Source organism: Bradyrhizobium sp. USDA 4369 (assembly GCF_054056435.1).
In genome coordinates this window covers 1,009,880-1,034,369 of sequence record NZ_JBSRYH010000001.1, presented here as the reverse complement: position 1 = coordinate 1,034,369, position 24,490 = coordinate 1,009,880, and the positions used below count along the sequence as shown (strand labels likewise).

The window sequence follows — 24,490 nt, the reverse complement described above, 5'->3', positions numbered from 1 at the left end:
ACCATTGATCGCATGGGCCAACGCACGACGATGACCGACACCGCCACCGTTAGCCATTCCTTCCAGGCTGAAGTCTCCGAGCTGCTCCATCTCATGGTGCACTCGGTCTACTCCGAGACCGACATTTTCCTCCGCGAGCTGATCTCGAACGCCTCCGACGCGTGTGACAAGCTGCGCTACGAGGCGATCGCCAAGCCGGAATTGATCGGCGAGGGCGAGGCACCGCAGATCCGGGTGATCCCCAGCAAGGCCGCGAGCACGCTGACCATTGCCGACAGCGGCATCGGGATGGACCGCCAGGAGCTGATCGATCATCTCGGCACCATCGCCCGCTCCGGCACCAAGGCATTCGTGCAGAAACTGTCGGAGGCCAAGGACGGCAGCGGCCTGATCGGCCAGTTCGGCGTCGGCTTCTACTCCGCTTTCATGGTCGCTGACCGCATCGTCGTGATCAGCCGCCGCGCCGGCGGCGACGAGGTCTGGACCTGGACCTCCGCCGGCGGCGCCGGCTTCGAGGTCGCACCGGCCTCCGAGGAGGACGCCAAGCGGGTGACGCGCGGCACCGAGATCGTGCTCCACCTCAAGGACGACGCCAAGAAATATCTCGAAACCTACGAGATCGAGCGCATCGTCACCGCCTATTCCGACAATATCCAGTTCCCGATCATGCTGGTGCCGGAGGAGGGCGAGCCGCGCCAGATCAATTCGGCCAGCGCGCTGTGGCAGCGCTCCAAATCCGAGCTGACGCCGGAAGACTATACCAAGGCCTACAAGTCGATCGCCCATGCGTTCGACGAGCCGGCGATGACGCTGCACTATCGCGCGGAGGGCCGTTACTCCTACGCCGTGCTGCTGTTCGCGCCGTCAACCAAGCCGTTCGATCTGTTCGAGCCGGCGCGCAAGGGCAAGGTCAAGCTCTATGTCCGCCGCGTCTTCATCACCGACGACGCTGATCTGCTGCCGGCCTATCTGCGCTTCGTGCGCGGCGTGATCGACAGCGAGGACCTGCCGCTCAACATCTCGCGCGAGATGCTGCAGAACAATCCGCAACTGGCGCAGATCCGCAAGGCGGTGACCACGCGCGTGATCAGCGAGCTGGAACAGCTCGCCGAAAAGGACGCGGCCAATTTCGACAAGATCTGGGACTCGTTCGGCGCCGTCATCAAGGAGGGCCTGTACGAGGATTTCGAGCGGCGTGACAAGCTGCTGGCGCTGGCGCGCTTCACCACGACGTCGGGCGAGAAGCGCTCGCTGAAGCAATATGTCGAGGGGCTGAAGGAGAACCAGACCGAGATCTACTTCCTGGTCGGCGACAGCATCGAGCGCTTGAAGTCCAATCCGCGGCTCGAGGCGGCCAAGGCGCGCGGCGTCGAGGTGCTGCTCCTGACCGATCCGGTCGATGCGTTCTGGACCTCGGCGCGGCTCGAATTCGACGGCAAGCCGCTGAAGTCGCTGAGCCAGGGCGACATCAATTTCGATCCGATCCCGCTGAGCGAGGAGCAGAAGGCCGAGGACGAGGCGAAGCCGGCGGCCGACGAGGCCGACACGATCGCGCTGATCAAAGCGAGCCTCGGTGATCATGTCACCGACGTGAAGGTCTCGACCCGGCTCACCACCAGTGCCTCATGTCTCGTCGCCGGCAGCCACGGTCCGGACCGTGAGCTGGAGCGGATCCTGTCGCAGCAGGCGCGCGGCGCGCGCAGCAAGCCGATCCTGGAGATCAATCTGCGCCACCCGCTGGTCGTGGCCATCGCCAAGGCGGCAGCCGACAAGGCCAAGGTCGACGACATGTCGTTCCTGCTGCTGGAGCAGGCCCAGATTCTCGACGGTGAATTGCCGGAGGATCCGGCCGCGTTCGCGGCGCGGCTCAACCGGCTGGTACTGCAGGGCATCGCCGCGGCGTAGCGCCCGGCAAGGCGGATGCGGGCGTGGAGGTCAGTTCTTCGCGCTCGCCTGCACCACCTTGCGCCAGTGCATGATCTCGGCGCGGTAGGTCGCGGCATAGATGCCGGGATCGCCGCTGATCGGGGTGGCGCCGATCTCGGCGAATTGCCGGGTGATGGCGGGATCGGTCAGCGCGGCGTTGATTTCGCGGTTGAGCAGGTCGACGATGGGCTTCGGCGTGCCGTGCGGCGCCGCCACGCCGTAGAAGCCGGAGGTCTCGAACGCCGGCAGCACCTCGGCAACGGCCGGCAGCTCCGGGAAGGCTTGGGAGCGCTCACGGGTCGAGACGGCGAGCGCCCGGACCTTGCCGCTGCGCAGCAGGTCGAGGGCGGAGGCAATGTTGTCGAACATCGCGTGGATATGGCCGGAGGCAAGGTCGGTGAGGGCCGGGCCCGAGCCGCGATAATCGACGATCGACCAGGTGATGCCGCCGAGAGTTCGAAACAGGTCCGCCGACGCGAACTGCACCGTGCCCGGGCCGGCCGAGCCGACGCTGAGCTTGCCCGGATTGGCGCGGGCATGGGCCAGGAAGTCGGCCAGCGTCTTCACCTGCAGCTCCTTGTTGACCAGCAGCAGCAGCGGCATCCGCGCCATCCCGGCGACCGGGATGATGTCGCCGTCGGGACCCGGCGGGACCGCGCGGGCGGCGTTGATGATGTTGGCGGTCGAGGTCGCCAGCAGCGTATAGCCATCTGGCACGGCGCTCGCGACGCTGCGCGTCGCCAGATTGCCGCCGCCGCCGGGACGGTGGTCGAGCACGAAGGGCTGGCCCAGCCGCAGCGACAGCTGCTCGCAGACCAGGAGCGACAGCCGCCCGGTCGCGCCGCCCGGGGCGAACGGGATCACCCAGGTCACCGGCTTGGTCGGGTAGGGGACGTCGGCTGCCCCGAACGCCGGTGAGATGGCCGCAACGCCGCTCCAGGCGGCGCAGCCGAGCAGGGCACGTCGTGTGATCGTCGTGTCGTTGGGCATGCCGGCCTTCATCTGGGCATGTTCTGGGAGGGTGAGCCTAACCGCTATTTGCGTTCACTTCGTAAAGGAACGCATTCGTATCAATCACGATCGGCTTTCGGCAGGTTAACCGTGCCGGCCTGTCATCGGCCCGGGCCTGGCCAGACCGTTGGAGGACGCCAGTTGATTTCGCTCAAGCGCGACAACGGCCGCAGCAGCAATAGTGTCGGCGCAATCCGGAACCGGCATCCCATGTTCGAGCGCATCCTGCGGTGGACCCTTGTCGCAATCGCCGTCGGCGGCCTCGCTGCGGGCGGGCTCGCGCATCTGGCCGGCCGGGCCGATCTCGCCGGCATCGCGTTCACGGCCTCCACCGTCCCCGTCATCGCCGGGCTCGTCGTCTCTATCGTCCGCGATGTCATGGCCGGACGGATCGGGGTCGATGCGATCGCGCTGGTGTCGATGAGCGCGGCCATTGTGCTCGGCGAGCCGCTGGCCGGGGCCGTGGTGGCGCTGATGTATTCCGGCGGCAACGTGCTCGAGGACATCGCGGTCGCGCGCGCCGAGCACGACCTGCGGGCGCTGGTCGACCGCGCTCCGCGCGAGGCCCATTGCCGTCGCGGCGAGGAGATCGAGAATATTCCGGTCGGCAGCGTCGTCGTCGGTGACCGGCTGATGGTTCGTGCGGGCGAGATCGTCCCGGTCGATGGCGTGGTGGAAACGAGCAGCGCGGTGGTCGATGAATCGGCGCTGACGGGCGAGCCGATCCCGGTGACCAAGACGCGCGGCATGGCCATCCTGTCGGGATCGCTGAATGCCGGCGAGACATTCGAGCTGTCCGCCACGGCGACCGCGGGCGAGAGCACCTATGCGGGCATCGTCAAGCTGGTGACGGCGGCGCAGACCGCGAAGACGCCGTTCGTGCGGCTGGCCGACCGCTATGCGCTGATCTTCCTGCCGGTGAGCCTCGCGATCGCGGCCGCCGCTTACTTCACCTCGGGCGACATGATCCGAAGCCTCGCCGTCCTGGTGGCCGCGACCCCATGTCCGCTGATCCTGGCCGCGCCCGTGGCCTTCATCGCCGGTGTCGCCCAGGCGGCGCGCAGCGGCATCCTGGTGAAGGGTGGCGGCAAGCTGGAGGCGCTGGCGCGCGCCCACACGGTGCTGTTCGACAAGACCGGCACGCTGACGGTCGGCGGCGCGCGGCTGCTGTCGGTGGAAGCCGCGCCGGGGGAGGACGCCGATGACGTCCTCTTGCTCGGCGCCTCGCTGGAGCAGGCGTCGCACCACGTCGTCGCCCATGCGATCGTGCAGGCCGGCCGCGACCGCGGGCTGAAGCTGAAGGTGCCGGACGCGGTCCGCGAGACCATGGGCGCTGGACTCGAAGGGGTGATCAATGGCCGCCGCGTCAGCGCCGGCTCGCGTGATCTCGTGCTGGGCACTCAGACGCCGCCGCCCTGGGCGGCCCGCGCCATGCGTCGCGCCTCCTGGCGCTCGGCGCTGATCGTATTCGTTGCGGTCGAGGGCCGGCCGATCGGGGCATTGCTGCTCGCCGACGAGTTGCGCGCGGATACGCCACGCGCCATCCGCTGGCTGCGCGAGGCCGGCATCGCGCGCATGGTGATGGTCACCGGCGATCGCGCCGCTGCCGCCCAGGCGATCGGCGCGGCGCTCGACATCGATGCGGTGCTGGCGGATCGCGTTCCGTCGGACAAGGTCGATGCGGTCAAGAGCGAGCAGCGGCTGCATCCGACCATCATGGTCGGCGATGGCATCAACGACGCCCCGGCACTGGCCTCCGCCGATGTCGGCATCGCGCTTGGCGCCCGCGGGGCCAGCGCGTCGTCGGAGGCGGCCGATGTCGTCATCCTCGCGGACCGGCTCGACCGTGTCGGCGAAGCGATCGTGATCGCCCAGCGCGCCCGGCGGATTGCGCTGGAGAGCATCGTCGTGGGCATGGCGCTGTCGTTCATCGCCATGGGCGCCGCCGCCTTTGGGCTGCTGCAGCCGGTGCCTGCGGCGCTGGTGCAGGAGGCGATCGACATTGCCGTCATCCTCAACGCCTTGCGCGCGTTGCTCCCGGCCGGCCGGGGCCGGGCCGGCCGCATCAGCGCCGAAGACGGTCGCGGATTGCGGCATGATCACAAGGCGCTGCTGCGCGGGCTCGATCGCCTGCGTGCGATCGTGGACGCACTCGACGAGGCGACGCCGGAACAGGCCGTCAGCCTGATCGGACAGGCCAACGCCGTGGTCCAGGATCAGGTCGTCGCGCACGAGCGGGATGATGAAGGATCGGTCTATCCCCGGCTCGCGCGGCTGCTGCAGGACAGCCACGGCCTGTCGGCGATGAGCCGCGCACATCGCGAGATCCTGCACCTCGCGCGGCTGCTCGGCCGCCTCGCCGAGGATCTGCCCTCCGAGCATGTCGACCGCTATCTGATCCGCGACGCCCAGCGCGTGATCGAGGCGATCGAGACCTTGGTACGGATGCACACGGCGCAGGAGGATGACATCTACGAAGCCGTCGCGGCACGCTCGGCTGCGTGACTCATCCGGGATGTTTCGGCAGGTCGATCCGCTCGCCGGCAAACTCTGCCGGCCCCTCGATCAGCCGGCGTATCCGCCGCTCGCGCTCGTCGGCCGGCAGGCCGGGATCGAGCATCTGGTCGATCAGCCGGATCGCATTCTGCTCGATCGCCAGCGGATCTTGCACCTTGGTCTCCGACATTGCTGTCGGTCGGGATGCATGCAGCCCGATCGTCACCAGCTGGCTGATGGCATCGGAGCGTGTGGTCTGGTGCGTCTCGGCCCAGGCATCGATGTCTGCGGTAAGCTCTTGAGAGAGCCTGACCGCGCTCACCGCATCATGTCCCAGCCGGACGGCGGGACTGTGATCCCTTCGCGTATCGGACAATGGCGTCATCTGCCTGTTGATCATATCAGCCTAAATTACACTGGAGGGAATGGGATTTGATTTCGATCAAGGACGGCCTAAGAAAACGGCCTCGCCGCGGCGGTCCGGCCGCGATCCCGCGTTGCCGTCCTTCGGCAGCCTCTCGAGCGTGACACAAACACAACCGGTTGCCCATGCGATTCCTGAACACCTTCCAGCTCTATGATTTCTTCGACACGCTCGTGAGCCTCTTCACCGCCTTCGTGCTGGGCACGCTGATCGGTGCCGAGCGGCAATTTCGGCAGCGGAGCGCGGGCCTGCGCACCAACGTGCTGGTCGCGGTCGGAGCGGCCGCCTTCGTCGATCTCGGCAACCGGCTGACCGGCGCGGACGGTGCGGTCCGGATCATTGCCTATGTGGTGTCGGGCATCGGCTTTCTCGGCGCCGGCACCATCATGAAGGAGGGCATGAATGTCCGCGGCCTGAACACCGCGGCGACCTTGTGGGCATCTGCTGCGGTGGGCGCCTGTGCGGGCGCGGATCTGGTCGCGCAGTCGGTGGCGCTTACGCTGTTCGTGCTGGCAGGCAACACCCTGCTCAGGCCGCTGGTGAATGCCATCGACCGCATTCCGCTGAACGCGGCCACGTCCGAGGCCCAGTACGAGCTTGTCGTCACCACCGACATCCTGCATGTGGCGGAGCTGCGTGAGGCGCTCGACGAGCGGTTGGAAGCCGCCAAATATCCAGTGCGGGAGACCGAGGTCGCATACCGGTCCGATGACATCGTGGAGATCACGGCCACGCTGGTCCCGCTTGCGGCCGAGACGGCCGAACTCGACCGCGTGACGGCTGAGTTGTCGAGGCTGCCCGGCGTACGTCATGCGACCTGGAACGTCAGTGCGCTGGAGTGATGAAGCGGCTGGTAGCGGGCCTGCTGCCTGGCCCGGTGCTCGGCCCTGTGCCAATGGCGACTGCGCGCCCTCGTCATCTTCTCCGCTCCCGATGCTCTTCACTGAGCCTGACGGAGTGTTCCATCCGCTGGGTGAACCCGAGCTGAATGCGCGGAGCCGCGACGGCGCGAGGCTGATCAATGCCCGGAGCGAGCAAAGATCTCGTAGAAGCCGAGCACGATCTCGCAGGCGATCAGGATGACGACGATGATCTCGAGCCGCAGCGAGCGCTTGGTATCGATGATGTCGGCCAGCGCAGTCGCGGTCTCGGCGATCACGACGAGCTTGCGGTTCAGCGTCTCTTCGCGCTCTTTCAACTCATACTCGTCCTCGAGCCGCGCATAGAGCCGTTCGAGGTCGGGGCGGTCCCACAGCACGTCCGGCTTCTCGCCGACGGCCACGCGGCCGGACACGCGATGCTGCACCAGCAGCGCCGCGCCGAGCAGCTTGAGCATGGCCACCCGGCTCTTCGACGTGTGCCCCAGCGTCGCAAGCTCGCGCGCAAACGGTTCGATCGTATCGAAGACGTTGGCGATCTCGCGCTCGCTGCGGCCGAGCACCACGCTTTTGGCAAGCGCGTCGGCGACGATCAGGAGCCGCTCGAGCGACAATTCCTTGACCAGGATCGGGCCGCCGACCGGGATCGGCTCCTCGGATTCGCCCGCGACCTGGACCTTGGCGGTCTCTTCCTCAGGGGGAGCGATCGGTCCGAACAGGCGGCCGCTCAGCCGGTCGAGGAAGTTGAGCTCGTCGGCGATCGACAGGCCGATGAAGACGACAACGCCATAGCGGAAGACCACCGCGATCCCGGTCTCGCCGATGCGCACCGCCAGTGGCGTCGCCGACAGGACCTGGCCCTCGAAACCAGCGGTGTTGATACGGTCCGCGATCTGCAGCGCGCGGGCGGCGAGTTGTGGGATGGCATGGGGATCGGTGGTCATGGCGAGAGGCTAGCACGCCAATACCGACGGATCGATAACGCGGCCCAGCTTCGACGCTCCGATCGCCCGCGCATTCGTCGTTGAACCCGCTTGACAGCGCCGGTCGTAGCTCCGCATTGAAGGCGCGATCCGGATGGATGACCCCTCGATGTCGCAAACCAGCACGGCGGACTACTACGCCTCGATCCCGGTTTTTCGCGGTTTTTCGCGGCTGATGGAGCCGCAACTCTACAAGCCGCTGCCCGACGACTGGATGATTGGCACAGCCGATATTGTCGACTCCACCAAGGCGATCGCCGAGGGGCGCTACAAGGCCGTCAACATGGCGGGAGCGGCGGTCATCGCAGCCGTGACCAATGCGCTCGAAGGGCGTGAATTCCCGTTCGTGTTCGGAGGAGACGGTGCGAGCTTCGCGGTCGGGCCGGCCGACGTCACGGCGGCGCGCGAAGCGCTGGCCGCCACCGCCACCTGGGTCCAGGAAGATCTCGGCCTGTCGATGCGCATTGCCCTGGTTCCCGTGCGGGAGATCCGCGCGCAGGGGAGCGACGTGTCCGTGGCGCGTTATGGACCGTCGGCCAATCTGTCCTACGCGATGTTCGCAGGGGGCGGGCTGGGCTGGGCGGAGGCGGCCATGAAGCGCGGCGCGTTCGCCGTGACGCCGGCGCCCCCCGGCACCCAGCCCGATCTGTCGGGATTGTCCTGCCGCTTCGAGCTGATGCCGTCGTCGCGGGGGCTGATTCTCTCGGTGCTGGTGCTGCCGGCCGCGGGGGCGAACACGCAAGCCTATCGTAAGCTTATCGAGGATATCATTGCGCTGACGGAACGCAGTCCGGATGCCGGGCGGCCCGTGCCCGCCGGTGGGCCGGTCCTGCAATGGCCGCCGCAGGGACTGGGTTACGAGGTGCGGGCGGCGCGCGGCGGCCCGCTGTTCGCGCGCTGGGTGCGCGTGATCGGGCGCACGCTGTTCGTCTATGCCGTCATCCGATTCGGAATCAGCATCGGTGGCTTTGTGCCGCGCCTCTACACCCAACAGGTGGTGGAGAATTCCGATTTTCGAAAATACGACGACGCGCTGCGGATGATCCTCGACTGCACGGAGGAGCTTGCGCAGGAGCTGGAGCGGCGCCTGAGCGACGCGGCGGCGCAAGGCATCGTCCGCTACGGTCTTCATCGGCAGGACGCGGCGATGATGACCTGCTTCACGCCGTCGGCGATCCGCCCCGATCACGTCCATTTCATCGACGGCGCACAGGGCGGTTACGCGTCGGCTGCGACGGCGCTCAAATCCGCATTGGCCTGAAGGCGCTGAGAGCATGATGCGATTTCACGGAAGCGCATCATGCTCTTAGCCCGCTGTTTAAGCATCATCTCTCCGGAACCGGTTTCCACCATTCCGGATCATACCTCTAGCGCGCGCGGGTCCAGGTCTCGGCGCCGCACAGCGCACCGACACAGCCTTCGACCTTCAACGTCTCCGGCCCGGAGACCGAAATGTGGCTGTTGTAGCTCTGGCCGTCATCGGCGTTGTAGATCCTGCCTGACCATTTGTTGGGCCCGTCCGGACGAATGCCCTCGAACAGCTGCAGGCCGATGATCGGCCGGTTGGCAAGCGCGCGATTCGGATTCTTGTTGTCGACAGCCGGCTTGCCGGTGTCGGTGTCCATCGGCTGCTTGAGCCAGGTCACGGTCCCGCACAGCTCGGCGCCGCATTTCGTCACCTTGATCTTGGCGTCGCCTGCCTGAGTCAGCCAGGTGCCGGTCGGATCATCCGCTGCCATGGCCGGCTGCGCGAGGCCCAGCGCAACAACGACAAGAGCGGCTAAACGCAGTCTGTAAGTCATCTGAACCCCCGATGAGACGGAATTCCTTAGCAGCAAACTTAGGCGATGCAATCGCCGGGCGCTTGTTGTCCAACGGCGCCTCATCACGATCGGGTGGGCGGCAGCGTGCCGTCTCAATTTCTTGTTCAAACGTCTCGGCGGCCGGTACCGTGGCTGTCACCACGGCAATCCCCGCAGGTCGAGCGTGCCGCGGGTCGGTGCGCTGCGCTTGATGTCGTGCACGAGCGCTGACAGCGCATCGAAGCGGACGCGGCCCAGCTGCGGCTGCTCGACATACACGTCGCCCGTGAACGGCGTGAAGCCTCGCGAGGCGTAGAACGGGATCCGATCTGTCGAGCAGAACAGGATGGCGAAATTGATGGAGTCCTCATGGCGGAAGGTCTGGATGGCGGCGTTCAGCGCCACGGTGGCCAACCCCTGATTGCGCCGGTCCGCGCGCGTCAACACGCCGCCGATGCCGCCGACATTGATCTTCTGTCCATTCCACGTCACGACGCGGCGATAGAGGCCGACATGGCCGACGACCTCACCGGTCTCATCCTGCACCAGAACGCGCAGGTCGGCATGCGCAAATGTGATACCGGCCCAGGGTAATCCGGCGACCACCTCGGGCGGCCAGATCGCATCATAAAGCGGTTTGACTTGCGGCCAGGCGGCGTCGCCATTCAATATGTCGATTTCGATGCTCATGAAAGCGGCTCGCTTTTTCCAAATTCACGGTGTTTTACGGCTTCGGAACCTTCTATAAGGAGGTCCCGTTAAATCCCGTCTTCCCACAAGTTGCGGAACCGACCCATGACATTTACGCTTCCCCCCCTGCCTTACGCCTATGAAGCCCTCGGCCCCTACATGTCCAAGGAGACGCTGGAGTACCACCACGACAAGCATCATCAGGCCTATGTGACCAACGGCAATAATGCGATCAAGGGGACTGAATTCGAAGGCAAGTCCCTCGAGGAGATCGTCAAGGGCTCGTTCGGCAAGAACCCCGCGGTGTTCAACAATGCCGGCCAGCACTACAACCACATTCACTTCTGGTCGTGGCTGAAGCCGAATGGTGGCGGAACCAAGCTGCCGGGCGCGCTGGAAAAGAAGATCGACGAGGATCTCGGCGGCTACGAGAAGTTCAAGGCGGACTTCATCGCGGCCGGTGTCGGCCAGTTCGGCTCGGGCTGGGCTTGGCTCTCGGTCAAGAACGGCAAGCTGGAAATCTCCAAGACCGCCAACGGCGAAAATCCGCTGGTCTATGGTGCGACCCCGATCCTCGGCGTCGACGTCTGGGAGCATTCCTACTACATCGATTACCGCAATCGCCGCCCCGACTACCTGAAGGCCTTCGTCGAGAATCTCATCAACTGGGAATATGTCGAAGAGCTCTACAGCAAGGCCGTTTGATCGATCGTGATCTGCGTGCGAGGGCGGCTGCTTCGGTGGCCGCCCTTTTTTGTGACTGGCCGGCTTGTTTGTGACTGGCGCGTATGTTTGTGACTGGTGTGTTTGCGTGGGCAATGCCATGGAGAAGCCCATGCGGCGAAAATTTTGCTCCAATGGCGACGAGGGCAGGGCATCTCTTCTCTCGATGCGATGCAGGTAAGGTCTCGTGAATCAGCTGTTCGGATATGTCCTCGTCTTCTTCGGCGGTGGTTGTGGCGCCTCGCTGCGGCACGCGATCAATTTGGCGAGTGCCAGGGCGCTCGGCACCGATTTCCCCTATGGCACGTTCATCATCAACGTCAGCGGCTCGATCGTGATGGGCCTGATCGCCGGCTATCTGACCTTCAAGGGCGGCGCGACCCAGCACTGGCGGCTGTTCCTGATGACCGGCATCCTCGGCGGCTACACGACCTTCTCGGCCTTCTCGCTCGACACCGCGCTGCTCTACGAGCGGGGCGCGCTCGGGCTGGCCGCGCTGTATGTCCTGGGATCGGTCGGGATCTCGATCGCCGGCCTGTTCGCGGGGTTGGCCCTGGTGCGCTATCTGACCTGATCCAGGGCAATGGCCAGCGCGGGCGCGATGGACAGTCATGATGTTATATTGTAACATTATGACGACATGACCCAGCCCGCCATCCATAGCCACGGCCATCCCGACCTGCACGGCGCCCATCTGCACGGCGTCTCGGGACACGGCGCCTCTGGACACAGCCATGTGCACAGCCATGGCCCGGCCGCGCCGCACCCGGCGCAGCCTGCGGTCTGGTCGATCCTGCGCATGCCCGTGACCACCCGGTTCGGTGCCGCGCTGGCAGCCAGCGCCGTGCTGTGGGTGATCGTCTGGCTGGCGATGCGGTGACGATGATGGCTCAGCTGCAATTTCGCGATCTCACTTTGGGCTATGACCGCCACCCGGCGGTGCACCATCTGTCCGGCGACGTCGCGCCGGGCGCGCTGCTCGCGGTCGTCGGACCCAACGGCGCCGGCAAATCAACCCTGTTTCGCGGTATCGTCGGCCTGTTGAAGCCGCTGGCCGGCACCATCGCCGGACTGAAGCCGCGCGAGATCGCCTATCTGCCGCAAATCGCCGACATCGACCGCAGCTTTCCGATTTCGGTGTTCGATTTCGTCAGCACCGGGCTGTGGCGCACCACCGGTATCTTCGGCGGGATCGGCGCTAGAGCGCGCCAGAAGATCGCGCAGGCGATCGCCGCGGTCGGCCTCACCGGATTCGAGAGCCGCGGCATCGGTACGCTCTCGGGTGGACAGATGCAGCGGGTGCTGTTCGCGCGCGTGCTGCTGCAGGACGCCCGGGTGATTGTCCTCGATGAGCCGTTCAACGCGATGGATTCCAAGACGTCGGCGGATCTGCTGCGGTTGATCGAGCATTGGCATGGCGAGCAGCGCACGGTGCTGGCGGCGCTGCATGACATGGACATGGTGCGCGCGCATTTTCCGCAGACCCTGCTGCTGGCGCGCGAGGCGGTGGCCTGGGGGCCGACGGCCGAGGTGCTGACCGCCGACAATCTCCTGCAGGCGCGCCGGATGTGCGAGGCCTTCGACGATACTGCGGCGACCTGTCAGCCGCAGCAGCGCTCCGCGCGGGCGGCCTGATGATCCGGCAGGCCCTGATCGATCCGTTCTCGGACTTCGAGTTCATGCGCCGCGCGCTGGCCGCCGTCATTGCGCTGTCGCTCGGCTCCGGCCCGATCGGCGTGTTCCTGATGCTCCGGCGCATGAGCCTGGTCGGTGATGCCATGGCGCACGCCATCCTGCCGGGTGCGGCAATCGGTTTTCTGCTGTCCGGGCTCAATCTGTTCGCGATGACCACCGGCGGCCTGATCGCCGGCTTTGCCGTGGCGCTGTTGTCGGGCCTGGTGTCGCGCTCGACCGGGCTCAAGGAGGATGCCTCGCTCGCGACCTTCTATCTCGCCTCGCTGGCGATCGGCGTCACCATCGTGTCCGTCAAGGGCACCAATATCGACCTGCTGCATGTGTTGTTCGGTAATATCCTGGCGATGGACGATCCGACGCTGTTGATGGTGGCGGGCAACGCCACGATCACGCTGCTCGTGCTGGCCGTGATCTATCGCCCGCTGGTGATCGAGAGCGTTGATCCCTTGTTTCTGCGCACGGTGAGCCGGGCCGGTGCGCCGGCGCATCTGATCTTTCTCGGCCTGATCGTGGTCAATCTCGTCAACGGCTTTCAGGCCCTCGGCACCCTGCTCGCGGTCGGCCTGATGATCCTGCCGGCCGGCATTGCGCGGTTCTGGTCGCGCGACGTCACGCCGATGATCTGCATCGCGGTCGCCTCGGCGATCGTGTCCGGCTATATCGGGCTGGTGCTGTCGTTCCAGACCCGCATTCCCTCGGGGCCCGCGATCATCCTGGTCGCGTCGCTCCTCTATCTCGGCTCGGTGCTGTTTGGACGCGTTGGCGGCGTGCTTCCGCAGCTGTTTCCGGGACGTCACCTCGAAGCCTGAAGTTCATCGCCATGAAGCGCCTGTTGCCAGCCCTCAGCCTGTTCCTCGCTCTGTTGCCCAGCCTCCCCGCATCAGCACAGACGCGGCCGAACGTCGTCACCAGCTTTTCGATCCTGGCCGACTTCGCCCGCCGGGTCGGCGGCGACAGGATCAGCGTGACGTCTCTGGTCGGCCCGGACAGCGACGCTCATGTCTACACGCCGACGCCCCATGATGCGAAGGAGGTCGGCGCCGCGCGGCTTCTGATCGTCAACGGGCTCGGCCTCGAAGGCTGGTTGCCGCGCCTGCAGCAGGCCTCCGGCAGCAAGGCGCCGATCATCGTGGCCACGCAGGGCATCACCCCGCGCAAGCGCGGCGCGGACGCCGATCCGCATGCCTGGCAGTCGGTCGGCAATGCCAGGGTCTATGTTCGCAATATTCGCGACGCCCTGGTCGCCGCCGATCCGGCCGATGCCGCCGTGTTCCAGGCCAATGCCGAGCGTTATTTGGCCGAGCTCGACGCCCTCGACCAGGAGGTGCGCGCCGAAATCGGCAAGATCCCGCCGGAGCGGCGCAAGGTGATCTCCACGCACGACGCCTTCGGCTATTTCGCCGACGCCTATGGCATCCAGTTCATCGCCCCGCTGGGCGTCTCCACCGAGACCGAGCCATCCGCCCGCGACGTGGCGGAGATCATCGTCCAGGTCAGGAAGGACAAGATTCCGGCGGTCTTCCTGGAGAATTTCAACGATGACCGGCTGGTCGGCCGCATTGCCGCCGAGACTGGGGCGAAGATCGGCGGTACGCTGTATTCGGATGCTCTGAGCGAGGAAAACGGCCCTGCACCCACTTACATTGCCATGGTCAGGCACAATATAAGGGCCCTGACGAGCGCGCTGGGCCGCTAGGCCCGTTAGGGCCCTCCGGGCAGCGCGCCATAAGCCAATTTTCGGCGGCGATCCATTCGACGGCGATCTTAGTTTTTCGGAGTGAGCATGTCCGACGCGAGCAAGATTCCAGTGACGGTCCTGACCGGCTATCTCGGGGCCGGCAAGACCACGCTTCTGAACCGCATCCTCTCGGAAGACCACGGCAAGAAATACGCCGTCATCGTCAACGAATTCGGCGAGATCGGCATCGACAATGACCTCATCGTCGGCGCCGACGAGGAAGTGTTCGAGATGAACAATGGCTGCATCTGTTGCACCGTGCGCGGCGATCTCGTGCGCATCATCTCGGGCCTGATGCGGCGCAAGGGCAAGTTCGACGCCATCATCGTCGAGACCACGGGCCTTGCGGATCCGGCGCCGGTCGCGCAGACGTTCTTCGTCGACGAGGACGTGCAGAAGAACGCGCGGCTCGATGCGGTCGTGACGGTTGCCGATGCGAAATGGCTGTCGGACCGGCTCAAGGACGCGCCCGAGGCCAAGAACCAGATCGCCTTCGCCGACGTCATCGTGCTCAACAAGACCGACCTCGTCACCAAGCCGGAGCTGGCCGAGGTCGAGGCGCGCATCCGCGCCATCAACCCCTATGCGCGACTGCATCGCACCGAGCGCTGCCAGATCGCGATCGCGGACGTGCTGGAGCGCGGTGCCTTCGATCTCGACCGTATCCTGGAGATCGAGCCGGAATTCCTTAATGCCGGGGACGACCACGATCATCACCATGATCACGACCACGGTCATGATCATCACCACCATCATGATCACGGCCTGAAGCACTATCATGACGAGGAGATGCAGTCGCTGTCGCTGCGCTCCGACAAGCCGCTCGATCCATCGAAATTCATGCCCTGGCTGCAGAACCTGGTGCAGATCGAGGGCGGCAAGATCCTGCGCTCCAAGGGCATCCTGGCGTTCCAGGACGATGACGACCGCTACGTCTTCCAGGGCGTGCACATGATGCTGGAAGGCGATCATCAGCGGAAGTGGAAGCCGGACGAGGCCCGCCAGAGCCGTGTCGTCTTCATCGGCCGTGAGCTGCCGGAAGACGCCATCCGCGAAGGCTTCGAGCGCTGCATCGTATCCTGATGAGTTCGTTCGATCAGGGCGGCGAGGCCGCATCCATCGTCTCCGTCACCGACAAGGTGAAGCCGGTCTCGCTCGGCATGGCCGTGACGGCCGTGCACTATCTCGGCGATCGCGCGGCCTTCGTCGGCACCGAGGAGACTATCGCTGTCGTCGATGGCGAGGGCGAGATCAGCAAGGTCGACGTCACGGGCGGCGGCATCCTGTCGGCGGTGTCGGATGGATCGCGTATCCTGATCGGTGGTGATGACGGCAAGGTCACCGCGCTCGACAAGGCCGGCACCGTGAGCGTGCTCGCCACCGATCCGAAGCGGCGCTGGATCGACAATGTCGCGGTTCATCCCGATGGCGCGATCGCCTGGTCGGTCGGCAAGACCGCGTTCGTGCGTGCGCCCAAGGGCGAGGAGAAGTCGATCGAGGTGCCCTCGACCGCCGGCGGACTCGCGTTCGCCCCGAAGGGCTTGCGGCTCGCGATCGCGCATTACAACGGCGCGACCTTGTGGTTTCCCAACATGGCGGGCGAGCCGGAATTTCTTGGCTGGGCCGGCTCCCATCACGCCGTCACCTTCAGCCCGGACAACAAGTTCCTGGTCACCGCGATGCACGAGCCGGCGCTGCATGGCTGGCGCCTCGCGGACTCCAGGCACATGCGCATGACCGGCTATCCGTCGCGGGTGAAGTCGATGTCCTGGGGCAGCGGCGGCCGCTTCCTGGCGACATCGGGCGCCGACATGGTCATCCTCTGGCCGTTCGTCGGCAAGGATGGCCCGATGGGCAAGGAGCCGGCGATGCTAGCGCCGATGAAGGCCAAGGTCACGGCGGTCGCGTGTCATCCCAAGCAGGACATTCTCGCCTGCGGCTACGAGGACGGCACCGTGCTGATGGTGCGGATGCAGGACGGTGCCGAGATCCTGGTGCGCCGGAACGAGACCCCGCCGATCGCGGCGCTGGGCTGGAATGCCGCGGGAACCTGGCTGGCCTTCTCCGACGAGAGCGGCGAAGCCGGATTGCTGCGGCTCTGATGCGCTGTTCCGGCCTGTGATGGGGCATAGCGGCGCAGACCCGGATGGGAACCTCGCTGCCATCAGGCCGTTGTTCCGCACATCACATGATGCGGATGACAGCCATGGCCTCGATCAACAGCAAGAAGACGTTGCGCAGGGATCTGCTCCTCGCGGTCGGCCTGTTCGGCTTCGGCGCGCTGGTGGCGGTCATCTCCATTGTCGAGATCAAGGCCGGTCACCTCGACCAGATGGCCCAGGCGACGCCCGAGCCGTCAGCGACCCCCGCCGAGTCCAAGCCCGGCGGCACCCGCCCGACCACGCCCGCGCCCGAGCCGGCGCGCCCGGACGTCGAAGCCCAGAAGGAGGGCGCCAAGGCCGCCCTGCCGCCCGCGCCGGCGGAGAAGGTCGCGCCGCCGATGGACAAGAAGTAGTTGGGATTTGCCCCGAACGCTTCCATCATCTCCCACGTCGTCCCGGGGAGCCGGGACCCAGCCACCCGCCGTAGTAAGGCAGGCCGCTGACAGCCAAGTCCCTCAATAGCTTCCGCGGTATGGGTCCCTGCGTTCGCAGGGACGACACCGGTGGTTGGGCCGCCTCACCGGCTTTGGGGCGGCGCGGTCGGGCGGCGCAGTTGTTGGGCACGCTCTCGCAAAACACTCCGCTGTCGTCCCTGCGAACGCAGGGACCCATAACCACAGGGAGGAGTGCGAGGCAGGCTGGTCGCTCCAGCTCGCGCCTCACATGGGCTGCGGAGTTGGCCTCCCGGGTCAGCGCCGCGCCGGCGTTGCCGTCTCAGCTTGCACGGGATAACAGCTGGGGGTCATCGCACCAGAATATTGCGGAACTGCCACGGATCCGAGGTGTCGATGTCTTCCGGGAACAGGCCGGGGCGGTCGTTCAGCGGGGTCCAGTCCGTGTAGTAGCCCTTGACCGGGCCCAGATACGGCGTCTGGATCTCGAGGCAGCGGCGGAAGTCCATTTCGTCGGCTTCGACGATGCCGGCGGTCGGGTTCTCCAGCGCCCACACCATGCCGGCGAGCACGGCCGAGGACACCTGCATGCCGGTCGCGTTCTGGTACGGCGCGATGCGGCGGGTTTCCTCGATCGAGAGCTGCGAGCCGTACCAATAGGCGTTCTTGCCATGGCCATAGAGCAGCACGCCGAGCTCGTCGATGCCGTCGACGATCTCGTTCTCGTCGAGGATGTGCCACTTCTCCTGCATCTTGCCGGTGGCGCCGAAGATCTCATGCAGCGACAGCACCGCGTCATTGGCCGGGTGATAGGCGTAATGGCAGGTCGGCCGGTACACCACCTTGTCGCCGTCGCGCACGGTGTAATAGTCGGCGATCGAGATCGACTCGTTGTGGGTCACCAGGAAGCCGTATTGCGCGCCCGGCGTCGGGCACCAGGAGCGGACGCGGGTGTTGGCGCCCGGCTGCAGCAGATAGATGGCTGCGCCACAGCCTTCGGTGTGGCAGCGGCCGTTGTCCGGCATCCACTTCTCATGCGTGCCCCAGCCGAGCTCGGCCGGCTGCATGCCCTCGGAGACGAAGCCCTCGACCGACCAGGTGTTGACGAACACGTCCATCGGCTTCGGGTTCTTGGAGCGCTGGGTGTCGCGTTCGGCGATGTGGATGCCCTTGACGCCGAGCTTGTGCATCAGCTGCGCCCAGCCCTCGCGGCTCTTCGGCTCGACGATCTCGGTCTTGGTGTCCTTGGCGATGTCGAGCAGCGCCTGCTTGACGAACCAGGACACCATGCCGGGATTGGCGCCACAGGTCGACACGGCGGTGGTGCCGCCCGGGCTCTTGCGGCGCGCGGCGAGCAGCGTCTCGCGCAGCGCGTAGTTGGAGCGCTGCTCGACGCCCATCTGCTTGTCGAAATAGAAGCCGGCCCACGGCTCGACGACGGTGTCGATATAGAGCGCGCCGATCTCGCGGCACAGGGTCATGATGTCGACCGAGGAGGTGTCGACCGAAAGGTTGACGCAGAAGCCCTGGCCGCCGCCTGCGGTGAGCAGCGGCACCAGCAGCTCGCGGTAATTGTCGCGGGTTACGCCCTGCTGGATGAAGCGCACGCCGTGCTGCTTCGCCAGCGCGCCGTCGTCATGCGGATCGATGATGACGAACCGGCTCTTGTCGTACTCGAAATGGCGTTCGATCAGGGGCAGGGTGCCCTTGCCGATCGAGCCGAAGCCGATCATCACGATGGGGCCGGTGATCTTCGCGTGGATCTGCGAGCTCATGAATGGTTTCTCCGCGGAAGGTGCGTAGGATGGATGGATGGATTCAGGCGGCGCGCCGCCGTCAGTTGCTGCGCCGTTTGGCGGTGATTTCGATCTCGACCTTCATCTCCGGCTTCAGCAGCGCTGCGACGACCACCATCGTGGCTGCCGGCCGGATGTCGCCGAGGGACCTCGCCGCAGACCGCGAAATGGGCATCGGCATCGTTGACGTCGGTCAGGTAGTAGGTCGCGCGGACGATGTCGGCCATCTCGAATCCGGCCTCCTGCAAGGCGGCCGCGATGGTCTTGAAGCAGTTGCGTGACTGGCTCGTGACATCGGCCGGCATCGTCATCGTGCTGTAGTCATAACCGGTGGTGCCAGCGACGAAGACGAAGTCGCCATCGACTACCGCGCGGCTGTAGCCGGCGGTCTTCTCGAACGGTGATCCGGTAGAGATCAGACGACGGGACATGGCGGACCTCGTGGGGAATTTGTCGGGGTTTAAGAGCTTTTGCTGCACCTGCGCAACCCCTGGCGGGGCGGGCCGGGCGGCCGTTGCCGGAATGCCTAACGCAGCCGCGCGACGTCCGGTCCGGCGGGTGGGCTGCCGGACCAGCGCCGCACCACGATGTCGCGGACGATCATGATCCCGAGCAGGATCAGGACGATCGTCGGCAACATCGTCCGCCGCCGCGGCGCGCGCCCGTCGCGGGCGGTCACGCCGCGCATGAGACCAGCCGCTCCTTGCGGCTGCGGCGGGCTTTCCGCTCAGGAGACCCGGTGGCGACGATCATGCCGGCGGCGCCGTCCAGCGCGCCCTCGACCAGCTCGAGGCCGAGCAGGCGGGCGCGCTCGAACGCGCCTGGCAATTCGAGCTCAGCCGCCTTGGCAGCATTGAAGCCGAAGCGGGCGTAGTAGGGCGCATCGCCGAGCAGGACCACGGCGCCATGGCCGCGTGAGGCTGCGATCATCAGCGCGGCGTTCATCAGCGCCGCGCCGACGCCAAGGCTGCGCGCTTCGGCCGCCACCGCCAGCGGCCCGAGCATCAGCGCATCGCGTCCGCCGGCGCTGACGTGCCACAACCGCAGCGTTCCCACGAGCGCGCCGCCGCGAACCGCCGACAAAGCGAGGCCGGTCGCAGGCGCGCGTCCGTCGCGCAGGCGCTGGCAGGTGCGCTCATGGCGATTGTCGCCAAAGCACGCATCGAGCAGCGTCTCGCGCGCCGCGACGTCGGAGGCACGCTCGCTGCGGATCACGAACGTAGCGGCAGCCCGATTTGGCGCAGTCGTCTGAGAGCGAAAAGCGGTCATGGCACGTCATTCCCCGGCCCGCGCCGCCGGGCGTGAGCCCGCGCGCAAGCACGTGATGTCAGGTTGAAGGTGATGATCTATCGCTCCCTCCCCCGCTTGCGGGGGAGGGTCGGGGTGGGGGAAGCCCCACCCACCCGAAGCTCACTTCGTCTCACCCGCGCGCGGGTGGCGAAGGCAGCCGGATCAGATGTGACCAGATCAGATGTGATAGGTCTTCAGCGGGGGGATGCCGTTGAAGGCCACCGACGAGTAGGTCGACGTATAGGCCCCGGTTCCCTCAATCAGCACCTTGTCGCCGATCGAAAGCGTCACCGGCAGCGGATACGGCAGCTTCTCGTACATCACGTCGGCCGAATCGCAGGTCGGGCCGGCGAGCACGCACGGGGTCATGTCCGCGCCGTCATGCGGGGTGCGGATGGCGTAGCGGATCGACTCGTCCATCGTCTCGGCGAGACCGCCGAACTTGCCGATGTCGAGATAGACCCAGCGCAGATCGTCCTCGTCGCTCTTCTTCGAGATCAGCACCACTTCCGACTCGATGATCCCGGCATTGCCGACCATGCCGCGGCCCGGCTCGATGATCGTCTCCGGGATCTGGTTGCCGAAATGCTTGCGCAGCGCACGGAAGATCGAGCGGCCGTACTGCACGACCGGCGGCACGTCCTTCAGGTACTTGGTCGGGAAGCCTCCGCCCATGTTGACCATCGAGAGGTTGATGCCGCGTTCGGCGCAGTCGCGGAACACCGTCGAGGCCATCGCCAGCGCGCGGTCCCAAGCCTTCACCTTGCGCTGCTGCGAGCCGACATGGAACGAGATGCCGCACGGCTCCAGGCCCAGGCGCTTCGCCAGGTCCAGCACCTCGACCGCCATCTCCGGATCACAGCCGAACTTGCGCGACAGCGGCCACTCGGCGCCGGCGCAATCGTACAGGATGCGGCAGAACACCTTCGCGCCCGGCGCGGCGCGCGAGATCTTCTCCACCTCGGCGGCGCAGTCGACCGCGAACAGGCGGATGCCGAGCGCATAGGCGCGCGCGATATCCCGCTCCTTCTTGATGGTGTTGCCATAGGAGATGCGGTCCGGCGACGCGCCCGCGGCCAGCGCCATCTCGATCTCGGCAACGGTCGCCGTGTCGAAGGAGGAGCCGAGCGAGGCGAGCAGCGACAGCACTTCCGGCGCCGGGTTGGCCTTGACCGCGTAGAACACGCGGCTGTCCGGCAGCGCCTTGGCGAAGTTCATGTAGTTGTCGCGCACGACATCGAGATCGACAACGAGACAGGGCTCGTGGTCCAGACCTTCCTCGCGGCGGTTGCGCAGGAATTCCCGGATACGTTCGGTCATAGCACCCTCCAAACGGCCCGTTTGCGACGTGGCCCGTTCAAAATGATCCCGACACGGGTGCCTTGGCCCTGCCGCCCGATGGAAAGGCGACAAAACCTCGAACCCGTAGCCGAATTGTGCTGCCGTGGATTGGTTGGGAATTTCCCGCCCGCACACCTGGCAATGAAGGACAAGCCTTTTCAGTAGCCCGCGCCGGCGTTGGACTGCCGGTAGAGACCAAAAAAGCCCGATCCGTCGTTGCTTTAAGTCGCGTCCCCCGTTGAGAGCGGGGTGCGCCGGTTCGCCTCCGGCTGCCAGTCACGGTTGCAAAAGAGGAGGTGACCTTCAGCGGCATCTCTTGAGAGAGATGCTGGGCTCTTGGAGCATGACGATCTCGATCGAACTGATCTTGATCGCAACGATCCGAGGGCCCCTCGGTTCCTCATCCCTTGGCGGCTGTCCGGCCTCTTGTCCGGATACCTACCGACTGACACACGACCACAGGCACGTGCGAAATTGGGCAGAAGCGGAAATAAGCGTTTTGAATTTCGTTCGCAAGGAATTTTTCAGCGTCGGGATCAATTTCCCTAATGTGTGCTTACGCGACACGGACGCAGGGCCGATTGCTGAACGCGCGTTAAGCGAGCTTAAACTTTCGTAACGCGTTCACGCTTGCAGGACAGGGTTTTCGTGCAACTCACGCGCGCTTCGTGAAGGGCTCGACGCGCTGTGCACCGCGGATGAAGCCGATCATCACGAACACGCCGATGGCGAACAGAACCGCCTGCAGAATGTGCGCGCCGGTGTCGCCGAGCCCGAACAGAATCGCGAGCGCCCAGCCGCCAGCGAAAGCCGCACCGAACACTTCGGCGCCGATCAGGATCGCCGCCGAGATGACGGTGATCACGCTCTGCCAGGCGATCTGGCGGCCGGCTTTGGAAGTGGTCTCTGCGCTCATGGTCCAGGGTCCTCTCGGGGGCCGCAATCTCTCCGAAATGGCCCGGCCCTTCAAGGGGAAATGACCCAAAAAGGACCGGCTCCATGATATGAGGGTGCATCGCACTTCCGGGAGAGGATGGACCCCAGCCGATGTCAGACACCGCCGCTGTGATCGACGCTCAGACCAACCCGCTGCTGATGGCCTGGGAGACCCCGCACCAGACTCCACCCTTCGACGCGATCAGGCCCGAGCACTTCCTGCCGGCCTTCGAGCGCGCCTTTGCCGATCACACCGCCGAAATCACCGCGATTTCCCACGATCCCGCGGAGCCGGACTTCGCCAATACCATCACGGCGCTGGAGCGCTCGGGCAAGCTGCTGTCGAAGGTCGCGGCCGTGTTCTACGACCTCGTTTCGGCGCATTCCAACCCGGCGATCCTGGAGATCGACAAGGAGGTGTCGCTGCGGATGGCGCGGCACTGGAACCCGATCATGATGAACGCTGTGCTGTTTGGCCGCATCGCGCTGCTCTACGACAACCGCAAGACGCTGACGCTGACGAGCGAGGAGCAGCGGCTGCTCGAGCGCACCTACACCCGCTTCCGCCGCTCCGGCGCCGGCCTGAACGATGAGGCCAAGGCGCGCATGGCCCAAATCAACGAGCAGCTCGCCCAGCTCGGCACCTCCTTCAGCCATCACGTCCTCGGCGACGAGCAGGACTGGGTCCTGGAGCTCGGTGAGGACGACCGCGCCGGCCTCTCCGAGAGCTTCATCGCGGCCGCCAAGGCTGCGGCGGAGGAGCGCGGCATGCCAGGCAAGGCGATCGTGACCCTGTCGCGCTCCTCGGTCGAGCCCTTCCTGCAGAGCTCGGCGCGCCGCGACCTGCGCGAGAAGGTGTTCAAAGCGTTCACGGCCCGCGGCGACAACGGCAATTCGAACGACAACAACGCCGTCATCGGCGAGATCCTGGCGCTGCGCGAGGAAGCCGCCAAGATCATGGGCTTTCCGAACTTCGCCGCCTATCGCCTGGAGGACTCCATGGCGAAGACGCCGGAGGCCGTGCGCGGCCTGCTGGAGCGGGTCTGGAAGCCGGCCCGCGCCAAGGCGCTGGCCGATCGCGACCAGCTGCAGGAGATGATTACGGCCGAGGGCGGCAACTTCAAGCTCGAGGCCTGGGACTGGCGCTATTATGCCGAGAAGCTGCGCCAGGCGAAGGCGAACTTCGACGACGCGGCGATCAAGCCCTATTTGTCGCTCGACAACATGATCGCGGCCGCCTTCGACTGCGCCACGCGGCTGTTCGGCATCACCTTTGCCGAGCGCAGCGACATCCCGGTCTGGCACCCGGACGTGCGGGTCTGGGAGATCAAGGCGGCCGATGGCAGCCACAAGGCGCTGTTCTATGGCGACTACTTCGCCCGGCCGTCGAAGCGCTCCGGCGCCTGGATGACCTCGCTGCGCGACCAGCAGAAGCTCGACGGCGACATTGCGCCCTTGATTATCAACGTCTGCAACTTCGCCAAGGGTGCCGACGGCCAGCCGTCGCTGCTGTCGCCGGACGAAGCTCGCACCCTGTTCCATGAGTTCGGCCACGGCCTGCACGGCATCCTCTCCAACGTCACCTATCCTTCGCTGTCGGGCACCGCGGTCTTCACGGATTTCGTCGAGCTGCCGTCGCAGCTCTACGAGCACTGGCAGGAGCGCCCCGAGGTGCTGCAGACCTTCGCGCGCCATTACCAGACCGGCGAGCCGCTGCCGCAGGACCTGCTCGACCGCTTCCTGGCGGCGCGTCGCTTCAACCAGGGCTTTGCCACCGTCGAGTTCGTCTCCTCGGCCCTGATCGATCTCGAGTTCCACACCCAGCCGGCGGCGGCCTCGAAGGATGTGCGCGCCTTCGAGCAGGCCGAGCTGGAGAAGATCGGCATGCCCAGGGAGATCGCGTTGCGCCACCGGCCGACCCAATTCGGCCACATCTTCTCGGGAGACCATTATGCGGCGGGCTATTACAGCTACATGTGGTCGGAGGTGATGGATGCGGATGCCTTCGGTGCCTTCGAGGACGCCGGCAACATCTTCGACCCCGCGGTCGCCAAGCGGCTCCACGACAATGTCTATTCGTCGGGCGGCTCAGTCGATCCGGAAGCGGCCTATGTCGCCTTCCGCGGCCGCGAGCCCGAGCCGGATGCGCTGCTGCGCCGGCGCGGCCTGCTCGACGTTCCCAAGGCGGCTTGAGAGAGGCGGCAAGA

General features: G+C 65.9%; 24 protein-coding genes and 1 pseudogene. 14 read left to right on the top strand and 11 right to left on the bottom strand.

The features are described 5' to 3' along the window. Nucleotides 1-30: 30 nt before the first annotated feature. On the top strand, nucleotides 31-1,905 hold the full coding sequence (gene htpG / locus ACVIJ6_RS04890) for a molecular chaperone HtpG (protein ID WP_456776902.1): 1,875 nt from the start codon (nucleotides 31-33) through the stop codon (nucleotides 1,903-1,905). Between the two features lie 30 nt (nucleotides 1,906-1,935). On the opposite strand, the gene ACVIJ6_RS04885 is transcribed toward htpG, so the two are convergent. Then, complete coding sequence (locus tag ACVIJ6_RS04885) at nucleotides 1,936-2,916, bottom strand: Bug family tripartite tricarboxylate transporter substrate binding protein (RefSeq protein ID WP_456771726.1); 981 nt, start codon at nucleotides 2,914-2,916, stop codon at nucleotides 1,936-1,938. Nucleotides 2,917-3,147: 231 nt separating this feature from the next. Between ACVIJ6_RS04885 and ACVIJ6_RS04880 the strand changes: the two genes are divergently transcribed. After that, nucleotides 3,148-5,442, top strand: coding sequence for a heavy metal translocating P-type ATPase (locus tag ACVIJ6_RS04880; RefSeq protein WP_456771725.1), 2,295 nt, complete (start codon nucleotides 3,148-3,150; stop codon nucleotides 5,440-5,442). Between the two features lies 1 nt (nucleotide 5,443). On the opposite strand, the gene ACVIJ6_RS04875 is transcribed toward ACVIJ6_RS04880, so the two are convergent. After that, nucleotides 5,444-5,833: a hypothetical protein gene (locus ACVIJ6_RS04875; protein WP_456771724.1), complete on the bottom strand. Its 390-nt coding sequence runs from the start codon at nucleotides 5,831-5,833 to the stop codon at nucleotides 5,444-5,446. A 149-nt stretch (nucleotides 5,834-5,982) separates the two neighbouring features. Here ACVIJ6_RS04875 and ACVIJ6_RS04870 point away from each other — a divergent pair, with 149 nt between their 5' ends. Next, nucleotides 5,983-6,699, top strand: a complete 717-nt coding sequence (locus ACVIJ6_RS04870; protein ID WP_012041609.1) for an MgtC/SapB family protein — start codon at nucleotides 5,983-5,985, stop codon at nucleotides 6,697-6,699. A gap of 176 nt (nucleotides 6,700-6,875) precedes the next feature. On the opposite strand, the gene ACVIJ6_RS04865 is transcribed toward ACVIJ6_RS04870, so the two are convergent. Continuing rightward, on the bottom strand, nucleotides 6,876-7,679 hold the full coding sequence (locus tag ACVIJ6_RS04865) for an RMD1 family protein (RefSeq protein WP_456771723.1): 804 nt from the start codon (nucleotides 7,677-7,679) through the stop codon (nucleotides 6,876-6,878). Nucleotides 7,680-7,827: 148 nt separating this feature from the next. On the opposite strand from ACVIJ6_RS04865, the gene ACVIJ6_RS04860 reads away from it, so the two are divergent. Continuing rightward, nucleotides 7,828-8,979, top strand: a complete 1,152-nt coding sequence (locus ACVIJ6_RS04860; protein ID WP_456771722.1) for a DUF3095 domain-containing protein — start codon at nucleotides 7,828-7,830, stop codon at nucleotides 8,977-8,979. 106 nt (nucleotides 8,980-9,085) lie between these two features. On the opposite strand, the gene ACVIJ6_RS04855 is transcribed toward ACVIJ6_RS04860, so the two are convergent. Together ACVIJ6_RS04855 and ACVIJ6_RS04850 are read right to left on the bottom strand one after the other, a co-directional pair. Then, on the bottom strand, nucleotides 9,086-9,520 hold the full coding sequence (locus tag ACVIJ6_RS04855; protein ID WP_456771721.1) for a DUF2147 domain-containing protein: 435 nt from the start codon (nucleotides 9,518-9,520) through the stop codon (nucleotides 9,086-9,088). A 156-nt stretch (nucleotides 9,521-9,676) separates the two neighbouring features. Beyond that, nucleotides 9,677-10,210, bottom strand: coding sequence for a GNAT family N-acetyltransferase (locus tag ACVIJ6_RS04850; RefSeq protein WP_456771720.1), 534 nt, complete (start codon nucleotides 10,208-10,210; stop codon nucleotides 9,677-9,679). A gap of 105 nt (nucleotides 10,211-10,315) precedes the next feature. On the opposite strand from ACVIJ6_RS04850, the gene ACVIJ6_RS04845 reads away from it, so the two are divergent. From ACVIJ6_RS04845 to ACVIJ6_RS04805, 9 genes are all read left to right on the top strand, one after another. Then, nucleotides 10,316-10,915 (top strand): superoxide dismutase, encoded by a 600-nt coding sequence (locus tag ACVIJ6_RS04845; protein WP_456771719.1) that lies wholly within the window; start codon nucleotides 10,316-10,318, stop codon nucleotides 10,913-10,915. 205 nt (nucleotides 10,916-11,120) lie between these two features. After that, nucleotides 11,121-11,507: a fluoride efflux transporter CrcB gene (crcB, locus tag ACVIJ6_RS04840; protein WP_456771718.1), complete on the top strand. Its 387-nt coding sequence runs from the start codon at nucleotides 11,121-11,123 to the stop codon at nucleotides 11,505-11,507. 66 nt (nucleotides 11,508-11,573) lie between these two features. Continuing rightward, nucleotides 11,574-11,813: a hypothetical protein gene (locus tag ACVIJ6_RS04835; RefSeq protein WP_456771717.1), complete on the top strand. Its 240-nt coding sequence runs from the start codon at nucleotides 11,574-11,576 to the stop codon at nucleotides 11,811-11,813. A 2-nt stretch (nucleotides 11,814-11,815) separates the two neighbouring features. Further along, on the top strand, nucleotides 11,816-12,568 hold the full coding sequence (locus tag ACVIJ6_RS04830) for a metal ABC transporter ATP-binding protein (protein WP_456771716.1): 753 nt from the start codon (nucleotides 11,816-11,818) through the stop codon (nucleotides 12,566-12,568). Beyond that, nucleotides 12,568-13,437, top strand: coding sequence for a metal ABC transporter permease (locus ACVIJ6_RS04825; RefSeq protein WP_041750386.1), 870 nt, complete (start codon nucleotides 12,568-12,570; stop codon nucleotides 13,435-13,437). Before ACVIJ6_RS04830 ends, ACVIJ6_RS04825 begins: the two co-directional genes overlap by 1 nt. 11 nt (nucleotides 13,438-13,448) lie before the next feature. Then, nucleotides 13,449-14,324: a metal ABC transporter substrate-binding protein gene (locus ACVIJ6_RS04820; RefSeq protein WP_456771715.1), complete on the top strand. Its 876-nt coding sequence runs from the start codon at nucleotides 13,449-13,451 to the stop codon at nucleotides 14,322-14,324. 87 nt (nucleotides 14,325-14,411) lie between these two features. Then, nucleotides 14,412-15,449 (top strand): CobW family GTP-binding protein, encoded by a 1,038-nt coding sequence (locus tag ACVIJ6_RS04815; RefSeq protein WP_456771714.1) that lies wholly within the window; start codon nucleotides 14,412-14,414, stop codon nucleotides 15,447-15,449. Then, the gene (locus ACVIJ6_RS04810) at nucleotides 15,449-16,468 is read left to right on the top strand and encodes a WD40 repeat domain-containing protein (RefSeq protein WP_456771713.1); all 1,020 of its coding nucleotides are present in this window, start codon (nucleotides 15,449-15,451) and stop codon (nucleotides 16,466-16,468) included. The genes ACVIJ6_RS04815 and ACVIJ6_RS04810 overlap by 1 nt, the downstream gene beginning before the upstream one ends. 104 nt (nucleotides 16,469-16,572) lie before the next feature. Beyond that, nucleotides 16,573-16,881, top strand: coding sequence for a hypothetical protein (locus ACVIJ6_RS04805; RefSeq protein WP_456771712.1), 309 nt, complete (start codon nucleotides 16,573-16,575; stop codon nucleotides 16,879-16,881). A 389-nt stretch (nucleotides 16,882-17,270) separates the two neighbouring features. On the opposite strand, the gene ACVIJ6_RS04800 is transcribed toward ACVIJ6_RS04805, so the two are convergent. The 6 genes and pseudogenes from ACVIJ6_RS04800 to ACVIJ6_RS04775 all read right to left on the bottom strand — a co-directional run bounded on the left by ACVIJ6_RS04800 (nucleotide 17,271) and on the right by ACVIJ6_RS04775 (nucleotide 22,263). After that, nucleotides 17,271-18,695: a homospermidine synthase gene (locus ACVIJ6_RS04800; RefSeq protein ID WP_456771711.1), complete on the bottom strand. Its 1,425-nt coding sequence runs from the start codon at nucleotides 18,693-18,695 to the stop codon at nucleotides 17,271-17,273. 61 nt (nucleotides 18,696-18,756) lie between these two features. Then, nucleotides 18,757-19,147, bottom strand: a pseudogene (locus tag ACVIJ6_RS04795) (RidA family protein). Nucleotides 19,148-19,242: 95 nt separating this feature from the next. Continuing rightward, nucleotides 19,243-19,404, bottom strand: coding sequence for a hypothetical protein (locus tag ACVIJ6_RS04790; protein ID WP_456771710.1), 162 nt, complete (start codon nucleotides 19,402-19,404; stop codon nucleotides 19,243-19,245). Beyond that, nucleotides 19,392-19,985, bottom strand: a complete 594-nt coding sequence (locus tag ACVIJ6_RS04785) for a GNAT family N-acetyltransferase (protein ID WP_456771709.1) — start codon at nucleotides 19,983-19,985, stop codon at nucleotides 19,392-19,394. Before ACVIJ6_RS04785 ends, ACVIJ6_RS04790 begins: the two co-directional genes overlap by 13 nt. Nucleotides 19,986-20,183: 198 nt before the next feature. Continuing rightward, nucleotides 20,184-21,326, bottom strand: coding sequence for a type III PLP-dependent enzyme (locus tag ACVIJ6_RS04780; RefSeq protein ID WP_456771708.1), 1,143 nt, complete (start codon nucleotides 21,324-21,326; stop codon nucleotides 20,184-20,186). A 676-nt stretch (nucleotides 21,327-22,002) separates the two neighbouring features. Further along, nucleotides 22,003-22,263, bottom strand: a complete 261-nt coding sequence (locus tag ACVIJ6_RS04775; protein WP_456771707.1) for a hypothetical protein — start codon at nucleotides 22,261-22,263, stop codon at nucleotides 22,003-22,005. Between the two features lie 131 nt (nucleotides 22,264-22,394). On the opposite strand from ACVIJ6_RS04775, the gene ACVIJ6_RS04770 reads away from it, so the two are divergent. Further along, nucleotides 22,395-24,476: a M3 family metallopeptidase gene (locus ACVIJ6_RS04770; protein ID WP_456771706.1), complete on the top strand. Its 2,082-nt coding sequence runs from the start codon at nucleotides 22,395-22,397 to the stop codon at nucleotides 24,474-24,476. Nucleotides 24,477-24,490 lie beyond the last annotated feature (14 nt).

Coding starts and splice junctions, on each gene's coding strand:
- htpG (WP_456776902.1), top strand. CDS start 31: ATGACCGACACCGCCACCGTTAGCCATTCCTTCCAGGCTGAAGTCTCC.
- ACVIJ6_RS04885 (WP_456771726.1), bottom strand. CDS start 2,916: ATGCCCAACGACACGACGATCACACGACGTGCCCTGCTCGGCTGCGCC.
- ACVIJ6_RS04880 (WP_456771725.1), top strand. CDS start 3,148: ATGTTCGAGCGCATCCTGCGGTGGACCCTTGTCGCAATCGCCGTCGGC.
- ACVIJ6_RS04875 (WP_456771724.1), bottom strand. CDS start 5,833: ATGATCAACAGGCAGATGACGCCATTGTCCGATACGCGAAGGGATCAC.
- ACVIJ6_RS04870 (WP_012041609.1), top strand. CDS start 5,983: ATGCGATTCCTGAACACCTTCCAGCTCTATGATTTCTTCGACACGCTC.
- ACVIJ6_RS04865 (WP_456771723.1), bottom strand. CDS start 7,679: ATGACCACCGATCCCCATGCCATCCCACAACTCGCCGCCCGCGCGCTG.
- ACVIJ6_RS04860 (WP_456771722.1), top strand. CDS start 7,828: ATGTCGCAAACCAGCACGGCGGACTACTACGCCTCGATCCCGGTTTTT.
- ACVIJ6_RS04855 (WP_456771721.1), bottom strand. CDS start 9,520: ATGACTTACAGACTGCGTTTAGCCGCTCTTGTCGTTGTTGCGCTGGGC.
- ACVIJ6_RS04850 (WP_456771720.1), bottom strand. CDS start 10,210: ATGAGCATCGAAATCGACATATTGAATGGCGACGCCGCCTGGCCGCAA.
- ACVIJ6_RS04845 (WP_456771719.1), top strand. CDS start 10,316: ATGACATTTACGCTTCCCCCCCTGCCTTACGCCTATGAAGCCCTCGGC.
- ACVIJ6_RS04835 (WP_456771717.1), top strand. CDS start 11,574: ATGACCCAGCCCGCCATCCATAGCCACGGCCATCCCGACCTGCACGGC.
- ACVIJ6_RS04830 (WP_456771716.1), top strand. CDS start 11,816: ATGATGGCTCAGCTGCAATTTCGCGATCTCACTTTGGGCTATGACCGC.
- ACVIJ6_RS04825 (WP_041750386.1), top strand. CDS start 12,568: ATGATCCGGCAGGCCCTGATCGATCCGTTCTCGGACTTCGAGTTCATG.
- ACVIJ6_RS04820 (WP_456771715.1), top strand. CDS start 13,449: ATGAAGCGCCTGTTGCCAGCCCTCAGCCTGTTCCTCGCTCTGTTGCCC.
- ACVIJ6_RS04815 (WP_456771714.1), top strand. CDS start 14,412: ATGTCCGACGCGAGCAAGATTCCAGTGACGGTCCTGACCGGCTATCTC.
- ACVIJ6_RS04810 (WP_456771713.1), top strand. CDS start 15,449: ATGAGTTCGTTCGATCAGGGCGGCGAGGCCGCATCCATCGTCTCCGTC.
- ACVIJ6_RS04805 (WP_456771712.1), top strand. CDS start 16,573: ATGGCCTCGATCAACAGCAAGAAGACGTTGCGCAGGGATCTGCTCCTC.
- ACVIJ6_RS04800 (WP_456771711.1), bottom strand. CDS start 18,695: ATGAGCTCGCAGATCCACGCGAAGATCACCGGCCCCATCGTGATGATC.
- ACVIJ6_RS04790 (WP_456771710.1), bottom strand. CDS start 19,404: ATGCGCGGCGTGACCGCCCGCGACGGGCGCGCGCCGCGGCGGCGGACG.
- ACVIJ6_RS04785 (WP_456771709.1), bottom strand. CDS start 19,985: ATGACCGCTTTTCGCTCTCAGACGACTGCGCCAAATCGGGCTGCCGCT.
- ACVIJ6_RS04780 (WP_456771708.1), bottom strand. CDS start 21,326: ATGACCGAACGTATCCGGGAATTCCTGCGCAACCGCCGCGAGGAAGGT.
- ACVIJ6_RS04775 (WP_456771707.1), bottom strand. CDS start 22,263: ATGAGCGCAGAGACCACTTCCAAAGCCGGCCGCCAGATCGCCTGGCAG.
- ACVIJ6_RS04770 (WP_456771706.1), top strand. CDS start 22,395: ATGTCAGACACCGCCGCTGTGATCGACGCTCAGACCAACCCGCTGCTG.